The sequence below is a fragment of the Bradyrhizobium sp. SZCCHNR1002 genome (genome assembly GCF_032381435.1).
GTDB classification, from domain to species: Bacteria; Pseudomonadota; Alphaproteobacteria; order Rhizobiales; family Xanthobacteraceae; genus Bradyrhizobium; species Bradyrhizobium aeschynomenes.
Map to the genome: position 1 here is coordinate 1,129,129 of NZ_JAUHIS010000001.1, position 16,745 is coordinate 1,145,873.

13 protein-coding genes are annotated in these 16,745 nt (G+C 65.7%); 4 read left to right on the forward strand and 9 right to left on the reverse strand.

Annotated features, from left to right (window positions below):
• The first annotated feature begins 65 nt into the window (after positions 1-65).
• Positions 66-506 carry a hypothetical protein gene (locus tag QX108_RS05045; protein ID WP_315720401.1) on the forward strand — a complete coding sequence of 147 codons (441 nt, stop codon included), beginning with the start codon at positions 66-68 and terminating at the stop codon, positions 504-506.
• 102 nt (positions 507-608) lie between these two features.
• Here the strand turns inward: QX108_RS05045 and QX108_RS05050 are convergent, their stop codons facing one another.
• On the reverse strand, positions 609-2,900 hold the full coding sequence (locus tag QX108_RS05050; protein ID WP_315779342.1) for a ComEC/Rec2 family competence protein: 2,292 nt from the start codon (positions 2,898-2,900) through the stop codon (positions 609-611).
• A 140-nt stretch (positions 2,901-3,040) separates the two neighbouring features.
• On the opposite strand from QX108_RS05050, the gene QX108_RS05055 reads away from it, so the two are divergent.
• Positions 3,041-3,253 carry a hypothetical protein gene (locus QX108_RS05055; protein WP_172109548.1) on the forward strand — a complete coding sequence of 71 codons (213 nt, stop codon included), beginning with the start codon at positions 3,041-3,043 and terminating at the stop codon, positions 3,251-3,253.
• A gap of 24 nt (positions 3,254-3,277) precedes the next feature.
• Here QX108_RS05055 and QX108_RS05060 read toward each other — a convergent pair whose 3' ends face one another.
• Positions 3,278-4,966: a glutamine--tRNA ligase/YqeY domain fusion protein gene (locus QX108_RS05060; protein WP_315779343.1), complete on the reverse strand. Its 1,689-nt coding sequence runs from the start codon at positions 4,964-4,966 to the stop codon at positions 3,278-3,280.
• Between the two features lie 137 nt (positions 4,967-5,103).
• Between QX108_RS05060 and gltX the strand changes: the two genes are divergently transcribed.
• A complete protein-coding gene (gene gltX / locus QX108_RS05065; RefSeq protein WP_315779345.1) occupies positions 5,104-6,528 on the forward strand; it encodes a glutamate--tRNA ligase in 1,425 nt (474 codons plus the stop codon).
• 315 nt (positions 6,529-6,843) lie between these two features.
• Positions 6,844-8,148, forward strand: coding sequence for a citrate synthase (gene gltA, locus QX108_RS05070; protein WP_315720405.1), 1,305 nt, complete (start codon positions 6,844-6,846; stop codon positions 8,146-8,148).
• Positions 8,149-8,311: 163 nt separating this feature from the next.
• Here gltA and lpxB read toward each other — a convergent pair whose 3' ends face one another.
• The 7 genes from lpxB to rseP form a co-directional block, all read right to left on the reverse strand.
• Positions 8,312-9,508, reverse strand: coding sequence for a lipid-A-disaccharide synthase (lpxB, locus tag QX108_RS05075; protein WP_315779347.1), 1,197 nt, complete (start codon positions 9,506-9,508; stop codon positions 8,312-8,314).
• Complete coding sequence (locus QX108_RS05080) at positions 9,505-10,362, reverse strand: LpxI family protein (RefSeq protein ID WP_315779349.1); 858 nt, start codon at positions 10,360-10,362, stop codon at positions 9,505-9,507. Before QX108_RS05080 ends, lpxB begins: the two co-directional genes overlap by 4 nt.
• A gap of 5 nt (positions 10,363-10,367) precedes the next feature.
• Complete coding sequence (lpxA, locus tag QX108_RS05085; RefSeq protein ID WP_315779351.1) at positions 10,368-11,180, reverse strand: acyl-ACP--UDP-N-acetylglucosamine O-acyltransferase; 813 nt, start codon at positions 11,178-11,180, stop codon at positions 10,368-10,370.
• Positions 11,181-11,210: 30 nt separating this feature from the next.
• A complete protein-coding gene (fabZ, locus tag QX108_RS05090; protein WP_172184774.1) occupies positions 11,211-11,669 on the reverse strand; it encodes a 3-hydroxyacyl-ACP dehydratase FabZ in 459 nt (152 codons plus the stop codon).
• Entirely contained in the window at positions 11,669-12,736 is a 1,068-nt protein-coding gene (gene lpxD, locus QX108_RS05095; protein WP_315720409.1) for a UDP-3-O-(3-hydroxymyristoyl)glucosamine N-acyltransferase, read from the reverse strand. The genes fabZ and lpxD overlap by 1 nt, the downstream gene beginning before the upstream one ends.
• Before the next feature lie 132 nt (positions 12,737-12,868).
• Entirely contained in the window at positions 12,869-15,415 is a 2,547-nt protein-coding gene (bamA, locus tag QX108_RS05100) for an outer membrane protein assembly factor BamA (protein ID WP_315779353.1), read from the reverse strand.
• 172 nt (positions 15,416-15,587) lie between these two features.
• On the reverse strand, positions 15,588-16,739 hold the full coding sequence (gene rseP, locus QX108_RS05105; protein ID WP_315779513.1) for an RIP metalloprotease RseP: 1,152 nt from the start codon (positions 16,737-16,739) through the stop codon (positions 15,588-15,590).
• Between the last annotated feature and the right edge of the window lie 6 nt (positions 16,740-16,745).

The following is a 16,745-nucleotide window of genomic DNA, read 5'->3' on the forward strand; positions in this document are numbered from 1 at the left end:
GATAGAGGCCTGCGCCTGTCCGGGGGGAAGCGTGGGTCGGCTATCTCTCAGCGAGGAGCGATCCGATGTGTGACTACAGCCTCCATGCCGTTGCCTCCCGTCCTGCCAAGGTCGGCGAGACGCTGATATCGACGACCTTCCGCGGCACCGCGACCCGCGGCTTCGCGGTGGAGACCGAGCCCAACGTTGCGGTGTGCATGCTGCCTGGCACCGAGCTCGCCTTCGCCGAGGACGTCCGCTACGACAGCCGCTGGCTCTGGACCCGGACGATCCGCGAGCGCGTCGCCAAGTTCAACACGATCGAAAAGCACATCCCCGATCGCCATCACGACGCCATCGAGTTTGCCGACGGCCGGCACGTGCTCGTCACGCAGCTCTGCGAAGGCCAGCGCGTCACCGTGCTGCAGCTGCCCGTCACCAGGCAGCCGGGCGAGCACCGTCCGGATAGCGCGGAGGAGGCGCCGGCATCGCAGACGACGCGGATTCGCCGGATCAGCATCACCTGACACGCGTCAGTCGATTTCGTCGTCTCGGATCGCTCGCCCGCAGCCCTCGGCCGGCACCTGCCGAAGCCGAGGGCGCGAGCATCAGCGCGGAAGCCGGACGAACTAATCCTCGATCACCTGCTCCGTCTCCGGCGGAGTCGCATCCTGGCCACGCGACGCAGGCGCGCGCGGTGTCAGGGTCATGTCGAATTCGCCGGCATCGGCCGAAGCCGGCCACCACGGGCGATCCGTGCCACCAGCGCGCACCGGCGTGACCGCGAAGCCGGCGCCCCGCTGCACCAGCATCAAGGCGCCCTGCTGCTGCAGACGCGGGCGGTCGATCACGGCGGCCGCACACGACGACGGCGCGGCGCGCGCGGTCACGATCAGCGCGGCACGGACGCAATCATCGGCGATGGCGTCGGCGCGCAAGGTCATGGCGACGAAACGGCCATCGGCCATCGCCACGACACAGCCCGCCTCGTCGCAGGACACACCGTCACCGAGTGCAGCATCGGCGGGCAGGCGCGCATCGGCATCGGCGGCGAGCCACTCCTTGGTGACGAACACGTCCTTGCCGGTGCGCATTACATGCAGGCGCCCGTCGCGGCCACGCACCGCCACCGCGCGTCCGTCTCCGGCAATGAGAATGTCGGGCAACGGCGTCGTGGCGGCCCACAGGGTGGCCGCCGCGAGCACGACGGCGCCCGACCAGCGCAGCGGCGTCCGCAACAGCCCGATCAGGATGAGTCCGAGACTGGCCAGGATCAGCGGGCCGATGCCGAACGCCGGAATCCGTCCGACCGCGCCCGGTAGCGCCGCCACCCAGCGCGTCACCGCGATCATCCAGTCGATTCCGAAGCCCATCAGCGACCACCAGAAGCCGTCAAGGCCAAACGGCACCGCCAGCAGTCCCATCAGGCCGGCAGGCATCACCAGCACGGACACCACCGGCATCGCCGCGAGATTCGCCAGCACGCCATAGGGCGTGACGCGATGGAAGTGGAAGGCGGCGTAGGGCGTCGTCGCGAGCCCCGCGATCAGCGAGGCCAGCAGCAGCATCGCAAGCTCGCGCCCGCCCCACAACGCGATGCGCTGCGAGGCGGAGCTGTCCGGCGTCGCGAACAATCTCGGCAGGCCGAACTGCACCAGCGCGACGAGGCCGAGCGTCGCCGCGAAAGACATCTGGAAGCTCGGATGCACCAGCGCCTCGGGCGCTGCGACCAGCACGATCATCGCGGCGACCGCGAGCGTGCGGAAGGTGACGGCGCGACGGTCGACCATCACGGCGATCAGCACGACCGCCGTCATGAAGAAGGATCTCTGGGTCGCGACCTCCGCGCCCGAGAGCAGGAGGTAGAACGCGGCCGCGACCAGCGCCGCGACCGCCGCCCACTTCTTGATCGGATGGCTGACGGTGAGGCCCGGTATCAGCGCCAGCAGCGCGCGCACCGCGAAGAACACGACGCCGGCGACGACTGCCATGTGATAGCCGGAGATCGACAGCACGTGGCCGAGGCCGGAGACGAACATCGCGTCGTTGACATCGGGCGTGATGGCGTCGCGCCGCCCGGTCAACAGCGCCGTGGCGATGGCGCGCTCATCGCCGTCGAGCCGGGCGCGGATACGGGCATCGATCGCATCGCGCAGACCCTGCATCACAGCCGCATAGCGCAGGCCGAAGCCTGCCGCCTGCGGCGGCGTCACGGTCGTGATCGTTCCCATGACGAAGCCGGAGGCGCCGATGCCCTGGAAGAACATGTCGCGCGCGAAATCGTAGGCGCCCGGCCGCACCGGCGCGAGCGGCGGCAACAGCCGTGCCTTGAGTTGCACGAAGCTGCCGACGTCCGGGGCGGTGCCCTTGCGCACCGCGAGCCGCACCCGCGCCAGCGTGATCGCATTGCGCGGGCTCTCCATCGCAGTCACGCGCAGCACGATGCGGTCGCTGCGCTCGCGAATGTCGCGCGCCTCGACGAAGCCCGCGAGCGACACCGAATAGAGCGGTCGCGCCAGCACCGGATGCGCCACGCGCGCGGTCTTCACCGTCGCCACCGCGAAGCCGCAGGCGGCAGCCGCGATCATCACCGCCGCCGGAAACAGCGGATGGCGCCGCATCAGCATGGCGACCAGACAGAACAGTGCCGCGGCGATGGCGCTGACCCACAACACCGGCTCGTGATCTGCGGAGAAATACAGCGCGATGCCGGCGCCGAAGGCCACGGGCACCCATGGCAGCAGCCGCCCTGCGCCGGCCTCCTCGCGCGCCCAGCCCCTGAGGCGCGCGGCAAAGGACGGCCATGCGACCGAGCCGATCGCGGGCCAACCGCCAGCCAGCGCGCCGCGCGGCGGCCAGACGTCGGCCATCACGCCCGCGATCCCGCGACGCCATCCCGGCGGCCTGACCGGCCCCGCCATCGCCACACCACCCGCTACGACACCGGGCCGGAAGGCTACTGGAAGCTGCGCGAGCGCGCCTAGCAGAACGGAACGAGAATCCTGGATTTCTACATGCGCGGTACACTGGAACTTTTTGCACCGCCCGCGCTTATCGGGGTATGGACGCCCACGATATCGACGACCCCTTCTCCGACCTGGATCTGGAGAAGGCCATCCATCTGCGCTGGACCCTCCGGGACATCAAGGCGCACCGGCTCACACTCTCACCCATCGCCGACGACGACCTGTCGCTGCTGACCGAGCGCGGCCTCGTCGAGGTCAGCGACGGCGTGCCGACGCTGACCGAGGCCGGGCAGGACGCGATCAACTGACCCCATCCGTTGGCACGGGCCGCCTCACCCCTTCGCGACTTCCTTCGCGAAGGTGTCGCGCAGGCCGATCGTGCGATTGAACACGAGCTTGTCGGGCGTGGAGTCCGGGTCGCGGACGAAATAGCCCTGGCGCTCGAACTGCATCGGTTCGTCCGAATTGCTCTCGGCGATCGCCGGCTCGATCCGCGCGTCGGTCAGCACCTCCAGCGAGTTCGGATTGAGATCGGCGGTGAAGTCGGCCGCGTTCGGGCTCGGATTGGCGAACAGCTGGTTGTAGATGCGAATCTCGGCTTTCAGCGACTGCGCGGCCGGCAGCCAGTGCATGGTCGCCTTGACCTTGCGTCCGTCGGGCGCGTTGCCGCCCTTGGTCTGGGGATCATAGGTGCAGCGCAGCTCGACGATTTCGCCCGCGTCGTTCTTGATGACCTCGCGGCACTTGATGAAATAGGCGTAGCGCAGCCGCACCTCGTTGCCCGGCGACAGGCGGAAGAACTTCTTCGGCGGGTTCTCCATGAAGTCGTCCTGCTCGATATAGAGCTCGCGGCCGAAGGCGATCTTGCGGGTGCCGGCGGAGGGATCGTCGGGATGGTTGATCGCCTCGAGCTCCTCGACCTGGCCTTCCGGATAGTTCTCGATCACCACCTTCAGGGGACGCAGCACTGCCATGCGGCGCTGCGCCGTGCGGTTCAGCTCCTCGCGGATGCAGAATTCGAGCATGCCGACATCGACGATGCTGTTTGCTTTCGCAATGCCGATACGCTTGGTGAACTCGCGCACCGCTGCCGGCGGCACGCCGCGGCGCTTCAAGCCGGCAATGGTCGGCATGCGCGGGTCGTTCCAGCCGGAGACATGGCCGTCCTGCACCAGTCGCGTGAGCACGCGCTTCGACAGCAGCGTGTAGGTGAGGTTGAGACGCGCGAACTCGTACTGCCGCGGATGCGACGGCACCGGCAGCTTGTCGAGCAGCCACTCGTACAGCGGCCGGTGATCCTCGAATTCGAGCGTGCAGATCGAATGCGTCACGCCCTCGATCGCGTCAGACTGGCCGTGGGCGTAGTCGTAGCTCGGATAGATCTTCCAGGTGTCGCCGGTGCGCGGGTGATGGGCGTGCAGGATCCGGTACAGCACGGGATCGCGCAGATTGATGTTGCCGGCGGCCATGTCGATCTTGGCGCGCAGCACGCGCGCGCCGTTCGGGAATTCGCCGGCCTTCATGCGCCGGAACAGGTCGAGATTCTCCTCGACCGTGCGGTCGCGGAACGGGCTGTTCTTGCCGGGCTCGGTCAAGGTGCCGCGCGCCAGCCGGATCTCCTCCTGGGTCTGGTCGTCGACATAGGCGAGGCCGGCCTTGATCAGGCCTTCCGCCCACTCATACAGCCGCTCGAAATAGTCCGAGGCATAGAACAGGTTGTCGCCCCAGTCGTAGCCGAGCCAGCGCACGTCGGCCTGGATGGAATCGATATATTCCTGCTCTTCCTTGGTCGGGTTGGTGTCGTCGAAGCGCAGATTGCAGCGGCCGCCGAACTCCCGGGCGATGCCGAAGTTGAGACCGATCGACTTGGCATGGCCGATATGCAGGTAGCCGTTCGGCTCCGGCGGGAACCGGGTGACGACGGTCTTGTGCTTGCCGCTGTCGAGATCGGCCTGGACGATGTCGCGGATGAAGTCGCGCCCTGCCTCTGCCGTCGCTGCCGTGTCTGTCGTCGTGGTCATCAAGAAATGTCCTGCTCCGGAATTTGGCAGCCTATGTGCCAAATCCGCCTCCCCCAAGGAAGGCTTTAGTTATGCGATAGGCCTGCTATACACCCCCCGCCCTCTTGAGCCCCTGCCTGGATTTCGTGCTGCCACCCATGACCACCCCGATCGTCACGCGCTTTGCCCCCTCCCCGACCGGCTTTCTCCACATCGGAGGCGCCCGGACGGCCCTGTTCAACTGGCTGTATGCGCGCGGCCGCGGCGGCAAGATGCTGCTCAGAATCGAGGACACCGACCGCGAGCGCTCGACCGATGCGGCGATCGCGGCGATCCTCGACGGGCTGAAATGGCTCGAGCTCGATTGGGACGGCGAGGTCATCTACCAATATAGCCGCGCCGCCAGGCACCGCGAGGTCGCCGAGCAGCTGCTCGCCAGCGGCATGGCGTATCGCTGCTATGCCACCGCCGAGGAGCTGACCGCGATGCGCGAGAAGGCGCGCGCCGAAGGCCGCACCAGGCTCTACGACGGGATGTGGCGCGATCGCGATCCGAAGGAGGCCCCCGAAGGCGTCAAGCCGACCATCCGGCTGCGCGCGCCGCTGACCGGCGAGACGGTGATCGAGGATCAGGTGCAGGGCCGCGTGGTCTGGCAGAACGAGAACCTCGACGATCTCGTGCTGCTGCGAGGCGATGGCAATCCGACCTACATGCTGGCCGTTGTGGTGGACGACCACGACATGGGCGTCACCCACGTGATCCGCGGCGACGACCATCTGATCAACGCCGCGCGCCAGAAGCAGATCTACGATGCGCTGGGCTGGACGGTGCCGTCGATGTCGCACATCCCGTTGATTCACGGGCCCGACGGCTCCAAGCTTTCAAAGCGCCACGGCGCGCTCGGCGTCGATGCCTACCGCGCGATGGGATATCTGCCATCCGCGCTGCGCAATTATTTGGTGCGGCTCGGCTGGAGCCATGGCGACCAGGAGATCTTCTCGACCGAGGAGATGATTGGGGCGTTCGACCTGCCGGCGATCGGCCGCTCCGCCGCGCGCTTCGACTTCGCCAAGCTCGAAAACCTCAACGGCCACTACATCCGCCATTCTAACGACGCCGCACTGGTGCGCCAGTTCGAGGACGTGCTGAACTACGTGCCGAACGGCGCGGCGCTGAAGGCCAAGCTCAACGACGCCACGCGGGCGCAGCTGACGCAGGCGATGCCGAGCTTGAAGGAGCGCGCCAAGACGCTGCTGGAGCTGATCGACGGCGCCGCCTTCATCTTCGCCGACCGCCCGCTGCCGATCGACGCCAAGGCCGCGGCCCTGCTGACGCCGGACAGCCGCGCGCTGATCGGCCGGCTGCACGAGGCGCTGGCTGGCGTCGAGAGCTGGAGCGGACCGGCCACGGAAGCCGCGCTGCGTGCGTTTGCCGAAACAAACAATCTCAAGCTGGGCGCCGTGGCCCAGCCGCTCCGCGCGGCGCTCACCGGACGGACCACCTCGCCCGGCATCTTCGATGTTCTGGCCATCCTCGGGCGTGATGAATCCTTAGGCCGCCTCAAGGACCAGGCCACCGCATAAGGTCTCATTTCCCCCCATCTTGCAGCGCACAGGGCAATACGATACGCAGTTGTGCGGCACAAATTGGTATCCGGGGCTTTGACGATTGTAACACGTTGCGACCGGCGCGTTTGCGAATGTGAAAGCCGAAGGACACTAGTAAGTATAAGATTCCAGTGCGGTTTCGGACTTGACCATCGCTTAACATGTTCACGGCAACAGTGCCGCGGACGACGCTGACGGCAAGTCAGAGCCCGCACTAGATAAAGTCCACCCGCCCTGCCATCTCTCACAAAGAACAAGGGCCAAGCCTAACGATCTCATCGGGGACAAACGATGGACGCAAAATCCGCAAGCAAGACCGCGACGCTCACCGTCGGCAACAAGAATTTCGATCTTCCGATCCTGAGCGGCACCGTGGGTCCCGACGTCATCGACATCGGCAAGCTCTACGCCCAGACCGGGATGTTCACCTATGACCCCGGCTTCACCTCGACCGGCAGCTGCCAGTCCAAGATCACCTATATCGACGGCGACGCCGGCGTCCTGGAATACCGCGGCTACCCGATCGAGCAGCTCGCCGAGAAGGGCGACTTCCTGGAGACCTGCTATCTGCTGCTGTACGGGGAGCTCCCGACCGCCGCCCAGAAGAAGGATTTCGACTATCGCGTGACCCATCACACGATGGTGCACGAGCAGATGTCGCGCTTCTTCCACGGCTTCCGCCGTGACGCGCATCCGATGGCCGTCATGGTGGCCTCGGTCGGCGCGCTCGCCGCGTTCTATCACGACTCCACCGACATCAACGATCCGAAGCAGCGCATGATCGCGTCGATGCGGATGATCGCGAAGATCCCGACGCTCGCGGCGATGGCCTACAAATACACCATCGGCCAGCCTTTCGTTTATCCGAAGAACTCGCTGTCCTTCGCCGAGAACTTCCTGCACATGTGCTTCGCCGTGCCGTGCGAGGACTACAAGCCGAACCCGGTGCTCGCCGACGCGCTCGACAAGATCTTCATCCTGCACGCCGACCACGAGCAGAATGCCTCGACCTCGACGGTGCGCATTGCCGGCTCCTCGGGCGCCAACCCGTTCGCCTGCATCGCCGCCGGCATCGCCTGCCTGTGGGGCCCGGCGCATGGCGGCGCCAACGAGGCGGCACTGAACATGCTGGCCGAGATCGGCACCGTCGACAAGATTCCGGACTTCATCGCCAAGGTGAAGGACAAGAACAGCGACGTGCGCCTGATGGGCTTCGGCCATCGCGTCTACAAGAACTACGACCCGCGCGCCAAGATCATGCAGAAGATGTGTCACGCGGTGCTCAAGGAGACGGGCCACGCCGACGATCAGATGCTCAAGGTCGCGCTCGAGCTCGAGAAGATCGCGCTCAGCGATCAGTACTTCATCGATCGCAAGCTGTACCCGAACGTCGACTTCTATTCGGGCATCACCCTGAAGGCGATGGGCTTCCCGGTGTCGATGTTCACCGTGCTGTTCGCGGTCGCCCGCACCGTCGGCTGGATCAGCCAGTGGAGCGAGATGATCGAGGACCCGCAGCAGAAGATCGGCCGTCCGCGCCAGCTCTACACCGGCGTCGCGACGCGGAACTACGTCGACATGGACAAGCGCGGCTGATCGCGACACGTGAACTCATCTCTCGAAGGCCCGTCCAGTACGCTGGACGGGCCTTTATTCTTTGCGATGAATGCCGGCTGGCTTCGATCGTGCGCTGCTGAAGCCGTTGGTGTAGCGCCGATGAACGGCCGACTTTGCACCCCCTGCGAAGCCGAGATTGTTGTCAGAACGGCGCCTGCCGTCCACCACGCATCGTCGCCAGCACGATGTCGGCGGCGCGCACGCTCGGCGAGGCAGCGCCGGTCGACATGATGCCGTCGAGCCGATTGAACGCTTCGACCTGGCGCGCGCGGATCGGGCCATTGCCGAGAAGGTCGATGAGCACGGGCGCGAGATTATCCGCCGTGCAGGCTTCCTGCAGGAATTCCGGAATCACGTTCTCGCCGATCACGAGGTTGGCAAGGATCACGGACTGCACGTTGACGATACGTCTGAGGATGAAGGCTTCGACCTCGCCAACGCGATAGGCGGTCACCATGGGCACGCCGGAGAGCGCGAGCTCCAGCGTGACCGTTCCCGATTTCGCGAGTGCTGCATGGGCGCGCCTGAAGGCGCTGCGCTTCTCCGCCTCGCCGGTCACGATGACCGGCGCGACCGGCCAGTGCGCCACCCCGGCCCTGACGGCGGCTTCGAGATGCGGCGTCGTCGGCACCACCGCCTCGAACGGAATGTTCTGCGCCTGCAGCCGTGCCAGCGTCTCGCCGAACACGGCGATGTGGCGCGCAACTTCACTGCGCCGGCTGCCGGGCAGCACCAGCAGCACCGGCGGCTTGGCATCGCGCCGTGCCTGCTCTGCCGTGCTCGGGCGCAGCGTGGACAACTGCTCGATCAGAGGGTGGCCGACATAGGTGCAGGGCGGCCCACCGAGCCTGCGAAACGCGTCGGGCTCGAACGGCAACAGGCCCAGCACATGATCGACATAACCGCGCATCGCCCTGGCACGGCCGGGACGCCAGGCCCAGACCGTGGGCGCGACGTAGTTCACGATCGGAATCGCGCCATCGCGGGCGTGCACCCGCTTGGCGACGCGCTGGGTGAAATCGGGGCTGTCGATGATGACGAGCACGTCCGGCTGTGCTGCAACGATCGCATCGACCGTGCCACGGATCAGGCGCAGGATCTTCGGCAACTGCTTCAGCACGGCGGTGAAGCCGACGATCGACAGCTCCTCGATCGGGAACAGCGAGACGAGTCCCTCTCGCGTCATGTCGCGGCCGCCGACGCCGCTGAATTCGACGCCATCGCCGAGGCGCTGGCGTAGCACCTTCATCAGCCTGGCGCCGAGGCGATCGCCGGACTCTTCGGTGGCGACGAGACAGATCCTGCGGATGGCCGGCCCGGCCGGCGGCCGCGCCGTCACGCAATCACACCCGTGATGAACACGCCGGCGCGATCGGCGGCCGTGACCGTCTCCTGCGGATCGGCCAGCAGCGTATGGGCGCTGGCGACCGCGACGCCGGCAAGGCCTGCGTTCGACAGACCTTCGACGGTGCGCGGGCCGATGGTCGGCAGGTCGTAGCGGAGATCCTGCCCGGCCTTCGGCGCCTTCACCAGCACGCCCCGCCCGACCGCCGAGCGGATGCGACGGTCGGCACGCAGCCGCGCCACGCGGGCCAGCAGCCCGTCGGTCCCCTCGATGTCTTCGAGCGCGACGACATGGCCGTCGATGACGACCACCGCCTGCCCGACATCGAACGGTGCCATCGCCCTGAGCACGGCGAGGCCCTTGGCGATGTCGCCAGTGACCAGGTCGTTCGGCCGGTTCCGCGTCAGAGGCCCTTCGGGCACCAGCAGGTTCGGCGCGACATCCTTGACGCCGATCATGTGGAAGCCATGGCGCTCGAAGATGCGGCCGACGCCCGACAGCAGATGATCGTCACCGCCACGGAACGCCGACCAGATGTAGGGCAGCTCGCGCAAGGTGCCCCAGTCGAAGCGGATCTCGGACACTGCGGGGCGCACGAGATTGCCGATGAACATCAGCTCGCGGACGCCTTCCGCTTTCAGCAGCTTCAAGGCGTTGCCGAGCTGGCCGAGGCCGATCCAGTGGTGGCGGAAGCGCGCCAGCGGCTTGGGATCGCAGATGCCCTTGAGGGCGAACAGCACCGGCGTCTGGCCGCGCGCGACGATGGCGTCGGCGACCGCGAAGGGCAGCACGCCGCCGGCGGCAATCAGGCCGACGGGCGCCGTGGTCTCGCTGGCCGGCCCGCCCACGACCGTCAGATCTCCGCGGGCGCGGATCTGCCGATCTCCGGCAGACACAGCGCGCGGTGGCGGCCGCCCTCGATGAAGGCGAGGATCTCGGCGATCGCCGGATCGTCGCCGGCCATCGACCGCACTTCAGCCAGACGATCGGCGAACACGCCGGGGCCATGGAACAGCTTCTGATAGAAGGCGCGGACGGTAGCGAGGCGCTCGCGGGTGAACTTGCGGCGCTTCATGCCGATGACGTTGAGGCCTTCGAGCGCGGCGTACTGGCCGTTGACGAGACCATACGGGATGATATCGCCGCGCACGCCGCAGACGCCGCCGACCATCACGCCATGGCCGATGCGGGTGAACTGATGCACGGCGGAGAGCCCGCCGATGTAGACGGCATCACCGACCTCGACATGGCCGCCGAGCGTCGCCGAGGTCGCGAAGATCACGTTGTTGCCGACCACGCAGTCGTGGGCGACATGCGCATTGTTCATGAAGAACCCGGCATTGCCGATCCTGGTCAGGCCACCGCCCTTGGTGGTGCCGATGTTCATCGTCACGCCTTCGCGGAAGGTGTTGCCGGAGCCGATCTCGAGCCGGTGCGGCTCGCCGCGATAGCTGAGGTCCTGCGGCGCGCCGCCGAGCACGACGAACGGCGAGATCACGTTGTCGTCGCCGAGCGTGGTGTGGCCCATGATCTGGACGTGGCTGATCAGCCTGCAATTGGCGCCGATCACGACGTTGGGGCCGATGATGCAGTACGGCCCGATAACGGTGCCATCGCCGATGACAGCGCCGTCCTCGACACGCGCGGTGGGATCAATCTTGCTCATTTCAACGCAACCAACTCTTTTCGGCGCAGGTCAGTCAGTCAGCATCGCGCCGACATCGGCCTCGGCAACGACCGTGCCATCGACCTTGGCATCGCCGTGGAACCACCACATCGTCTTGCGCCGGCCGATCGAGCGCATGTGGTACTCGATGGTCTGGCCCGGCAGCACCGGCTTGCGGAATTTGCACTTGTCGATGGTGAGGAAATACACCGCGCGCGGCTTTTCCGTGCCTTCGACCGATTTGATGCCGATCACGCCCGCAGTTTGCGCCATGCCCTCGATCATCAGCACGCCCGGATAGACCGGCCGCTCCGGGAAATGCCCCTGGAAGCACGGCTCGTTGAAAGAGACGTTCTTGACGCCGATGCCGCTGTAGTCGGCGCGGATGTTCTTCACGCGGTCGATCAGGAGAAACGGGTTACGGTGCGGCAGCGTCTTCAGAATCTCGTTGATATCGATGTCCGCAAACCTGATGGGTGACTCCTCCATCACTCCTGTCCTTCGTCCTTTTTCGTCGCGGTCTGATCACGCACCAGCCGTTCCACGGCGACGATCTCGCGGAACCACTGCTTGGTCGGCTTGGCGAAGAAGCCCCCCCACCGGCCGTTCGGCGGGATGTCGTCCTTGACGCCGCTCATCGCGGTCACCTGTGCGCCATCGCCGATCGTCAGGTGATTGTTGATGCCCACCTTCGCCCCGAGCGCGACGTTGTCGCCGATCGTGAGGCTTCCTGCCAGCCCGATCTGGGCCGCCAGGAGGCAATGCCGGCCGATCGTGACATTGTGGCCGATTTGAACCTGGTTGTCGATTTTGGTGCCCTCGCCGATCACCGTGTCGCGCAGGCTGCCGCGATCGATGGTAGTGCCGGCGCCGACCTCGACGTGATTCTGGATCAGTACCCGGCCGGTCTGCGGCACCTTGGTGTGCCCGTCTGCTCCGAAGAAGATGAAGCCGTAGCCGTCCTGGCCGATGCTGCAGCCGGGGTGAATCAGCACGTCGTTGCCGATCAGCGCGCACTGGATCACGGTCCGGGCGCCGACGTTGCAGTCGCGGCCGATCTTGACGTGCGGGCCGATGACGGCGCCCGCACCGACAATGGTGCCCGAGCCGATCTCGGCATGAGCGCCAATCACGGCCAGCGGCTCAACGATGACGTCGTCCTCCAGCCGCGCGGTCGGATCGATGATCGCCTGGGGCGAGATGCCGTCACAGCCGAACCAGGACTGTGGCCGCAGCGCGTCGGCATGCATCTCGCGGGCGAGCTGCACGAAGGCGCGGAATGGCTGATTGGCGCGGAGCACAGCCACATGCGGCGGCACGCGCGCTTCGAAACGCGGGCTGACCAGGCAGGCCCCGGCCTTCGTCGCGGCGAGCTGGTCCGCGTATTTGAGATTGTCGAAGAACGCCAAGTGCATCGGACCGGCTTCGTCGAGCGACGCCAATCCCTTGATCACCTGCTCTCCGCGCGACGGATCGACCAGCGTGGCCTTGGCGGCCGTAGCGATCGCCGCCAGCGTCGTCCGCGGGGGGGATTGAAAGAAGGTCGGCTGAGCCATTCCGTTGTACTCTCGGGGAAAGCGTCTTCGCAAAAAGTCAGAGCCCGGCTCCGATCTCCCGGAACCGAGCTCCTATCTCTTACACCGTCCGGGTGGGCTCAGGCCAACCCGGATTTGGCCCTGGCGGCAGCCTTAGAAGCTGGTGCCACCACCGAACCGGAACTCCTGCGTCCGGTCGAACTGGCCCTTGGTGAGCGGGATCGCGTAGTCGAAGCGCAGCGGGCCGAACGGCGACGCCCACACCAGACCCACACCGACCGAGGTCCGGACCGTGTTCTGGTCGTCGAACTGCAGGCCGAGGCAGGTGCCCGCATTGGTCGGATTGCGGGTCGGCCTGATGCAGCCGGGGGTATTGACTTCGCCCGTCAGAGCCCACGACGTCGGTCCCTGGTAACCCCAAAGCCCACCCGCGTCAGCATAGACGGCGCCCTTCAGACCAGTCTCCTTGGGCAGGAACCAGAACGGCATCTGCAGTTCGAGCGAAGCGCCCCAGTATTTGGTGCCGCCCAGCGCGTCCTGCGTGCCGAACGGATTGATGTCACGCGGACCAATGCCGTTCGGGGCAAAACCGCGAACCAGGTTCGGACCCATCTGGAAGTGATCGAGCATGCGCAGCTGCGTGTTGCCGATCTTGTTCAGGATACCGCCCTGCAGATGGACGATGCTGACGATGTCCGACACCAGCGGGGTGAAGTACTTCGCATCGAACGCGGTCTTCAGATAGGACACGTCGCCGCCGACACCTGCGAAGTCCTGCTTGAAGTCGACCAGCAGGCCTTCAGTCGGGTTCTTGTTGTTGTCGAGCGTGTTGTAGTTGAGCGTGTAGCCGAGCGCCGAGGTCAGCGTCGCGCCATTCGCCAGCTCCTGGCGGACCGGCAGCGAGGCCTCGCCATTGGCAAAGCAGCCCAGACCATTGTTGCCGGTCGGATCCACGCCGCCATTGGCGTTGATGAAGGCCGGGGTCGGGTTGAACGGCACGAACCGGTTGCCGATCATGCTGCCGGCGGCAAGGTTGTTACAGTCCGACAGCGTCGTCGGCAGCGTGATCTCCTGACGGTAGATCGAGTAGCGCAGCTGCAGCGACAGATCTTCACGCAGCTGGAAGCCGAGGCGCGGGCTGAAGCCGAGCGTCTTGGTGCCGTAGGAGATGAAGTTGTTGGCGAGCTGCTGGCGCTGATAGAGGTCGAGACCCAGCGCGACCCGGTAGTCGAGCAGGTACGGCTCGACGAAGGACAGCGAGTAGCCGCGGGCAAACTGGCCGTAGGTCACCGAGGCCTTGGCGAACAGGCCGCGGCCGAGGAAGTTGCGCTCGGAGATCGAGACCTCGGCCAGCGCACCGTCGGTGGTCGAGTAGCCGCCCGAGATCGAGAAGTCGCCGGTGGACTTCTCTTCGAGGTTCACGACCAGGATGACGCGGTCGCTCGACGAGCCCGGCTCGGTCGAGATCTTCACGTCCTTGAAGAAGTCGAGATTCTTCAGGCGCCGCTCGGCACGGTCGACCAGGGCGCGATTATAGGCGTCGCCCTCGGAGATGTCGAACTCGCGGCGAATGACGTAGTCGCGGGTGCGGGTGTTGCCGCGGATGTTGATGCGCTCGATATAGGTGCGCGGGCCCTCGTCGACGGCGAACACCACCGACACCGTGTGAGCCTCGAAGTTGCGGTCGCCGCGCGGACGGACCACCGCGAACGCGTAGCCGCGCCGCGAGGCCTCGATCTGCATCTCCTCGACCGACTTCTCGATGTTCTCGACGTTGTAGAGCGAGCCAACGCTGACGCGCGAATAGCCGCGCAGCGAGTTGGGGTCGAGCGTCGCGATCGTCGACTGGAAGTCGACCGAACCGACCCGATATTGCTGACCTTCCTCGATCTTGAAGGTCACCATGAAGCCCTTGCGCTCAGGGTCGTACTCGCTCAGCGCGGCCACCACCTGCACGTCGGCATAGCCGTTCTTCAGGTAGAAGCGGCGGATGAGGTCGCGGTCGGCCTCGACGCGATCCGGATCGTAGACGTCGCCCGAGCCGAGGAAGCTCAGCAGGTTGGTCTCGCGGGTCTTGATGACGTCCTTGAGACGATAGGACGAGAACGCGCTATTGCCGACGAACTCGATCGACTTCACGCCGGTCTTCGCGCCCTCCTCGATCGTGAAGATCAGGTCGACGCGGTTGTTCGGCTGCTCGATCATTTCCGGCGTGACGCGCACGTCATATCGGCCCGAGCGGCGGTAGATTTCGGAGATGCGCTGAGCGTCGGACTGCACCATCGGCCGCGACAGGGTACCACGCGGCTTCGACTGGACCTCGGCCTGGAGCTGCTCGTCCTTGACCTTCTTGTTGCCCTCGAAGGCAACGCGTCCGATCACCGGGTTCTCGACGACGGTCACGATCAGCCGGCCACCCTGGCGGTTGATCCTCACGTCCGAGAACAGGCCGGTCTCGATCAGGGCCTTCAGGCCATCGTCGACCCGGCCCGCATCCAGCGTGCCGCCAGGACCCGGCTTGAAGTACGAGCGGATCGTCTCCAGCTCAACGCGGCGATTGCCCACCACTTCGATCGAGTTGACCGTCTGAGCCGCAGCTGGCGACGAAACCACCACGCCCGCCAGCGGCAAAGCTGCCGATCCGGCGATCATGATAAAGGCGGCCGCCAAGCCCCCCCGCACCCGCAATCCGAACTTCATGCGCTACGCGCCCTTATTCCGAGGCCGGTTCGGTACCCCTACCAAACCGACAGATTCCCATTTGTCGTTCGCTTGTAGCCAATTTGGCCCCGACGGCAAACGCCGGATATCTCCGAATTTTCAAATTCGTTTCAAAACGTTGCCTATCGGCCACGTCGGAAAAGAGACGCCGTCAGGACCCCGCGATGTGAAGGATATCGTTATAGGTCGTGAAGACCAGGAGCATGAGGATGAGGCCCAGGCCGATTCGGAACCCCATCTCCTGCGCCCGCTCGGACAAGGGGCGGCCGCGAACCGCCTCCACCCCGTAAAACAGCAGGTGTCCACCATCGAGCAGCGGAACCGGGAACAGGTTCAGGAGCCCGATGGAGACGGAGATCATGGCGCACCAGTTCACCAGAACCTGGAATCCGAGGCTCGCCGCCTGTCCGGACAGCTGGGCGATCCGAATCGTCCCGCCGAGCTCGCCGGCATTGCCGGTTCCCGAGAGCAGCGATGCGATGAACTTGAAGGTTGTGCCGATGATGAACCAGACCTGCTCGACGCCGAACTTGATCGATTCGAAGAAGCCGACCGGGACCGACCGCGATTCATCCGGCTTGGCGTTGTACTGGATGCCCAGCACGCCGATTCGGTGACTGTTCCCGAACGAATCCTTGCGCTCCTGGAGGGCGGGCGTGGCCTTTAGGGTGATCTCGGAGCCATCGCGCTTGATCAGGAAGGTCAGCTCGGTTCCGGCATTCACCGACACGATCCGCTGCATGTCGCCGAACGTCTCGATCGCCCGGCCGTCGATGGCGGCGATGACGTCACCGGTCTTGAAGCCGGCGGCCGCCGCGACGCTATCCGGCTGCACCGCATCGACCCGCGGGGTCGTGTTGGGCTTGCCGTAATAGAGCGCCATGCAGGCAAAGATGATCACGGCGAGGATGAAATTGGCGATCGGGCCGGCCGCGACGATCGCGGCGCGCTGACCGACGGTCTTGTGGTGGAAGCTGCCGGCGCGCTCCTCGGCGCTCATCTTCGCGATCGCCTCGGATGAAGGCGTCGAGGCCTCCGATTCGTCGCCGAAGAACTTCACATAGCCGCCGAGCGGGATCGCCGAGATCTTCCAGCGGGTGTTGTGGCGGTCGTTGAAACCGATCAACTCAGGACCAAATCCGAGCGAAAACGTTAGGACCTTCACGCCGGCCCAGCGCGCGACCAGGAAATGGCCGAGCTCGTGGAAGAACACCACGATCGTCAGCACGAACAAAAACGGGATGATGTAGGCGAGAAGGCCGCCGCTCAACGTATTGAAAATATGGTGGAAAAACTCGGTCATCCGATT

Bases quoted from the DNA above. Each gene is read 5' to 3' on its own strand.
- gltA (WP_315720405.1), top strand. From the start codon at position 6,844: ATGGACGCAAAATCCGCAAGCAAGACCGCGACGCTCACCGTCGGCAAC.
- rseP (WP_315779513.1), bottom strand. From the start codon at position 16,739: ATGACCGAGTTTTTCCACCATATTTTCAATACGTTGAGCGGCGGCCTT.
- lpxD (WP_315720409.1), bottom strand. From the start codon at position 12,736: ATGGCTCAGCCGACCTTCTTTCAATCCCCCCCGCGGACGACGCTGGCG.
- QX108_RS05060 (WP_315779343.1), bottom strand. From the start codon at position 4,966: ATGACCACGACGACAGACACGGCAGCGACGGCAGAGGCAGGGCGCGAC.
- QX108_RS05055 (WP_172109548.1), top strand. From the start codon at position 3,041: ATGGACGCCCACGATATCGACGACCCCTTCTCCGACCTGGATCTGGAG.
- fabZ (WP_172184774.1), bottom strand. From the start codon at position 11,669: ATGGAGGAGTCACCCATCAGGTTTGCGGACATCGATATCAACGAGATT.
- lpxA (WP_315779351.1), bottom strand. From the start codon at position 11,180: ATGAGCAAGATTGATCCCACCGCGCGTGTCGAGGACGGCGCTGTCATC.
- bamA (WP_315779353.1), bottom strand. From the start codon at position 15,415: ATGAAGTTCGGATTGCGGGTGCGGGGGGGCTTGGCGGCCGCCTTTATC.
- gltX (WP_315779345.1), top strand. From the start codon at position 5,104: ATGACCACCCCGATCGTCACGCGCTTTGCCCCCTCCCCGACCGGCTTT.
- QX108_RS05045 (WP_315720401.1), top strand. From the start codon at position 66: ATGTGTGACTACAGCCTCCATGCCGTTGCCTCCCGTCCTGCCAAGGTC.
- QX108_RS05050 (WP_315779342.1), bottom strand. From the start codon at position 2,900: ATGGCGGGGCCGGTCAGGCCGCCGGGATGGCGTCGCGGGATCGCGGGC.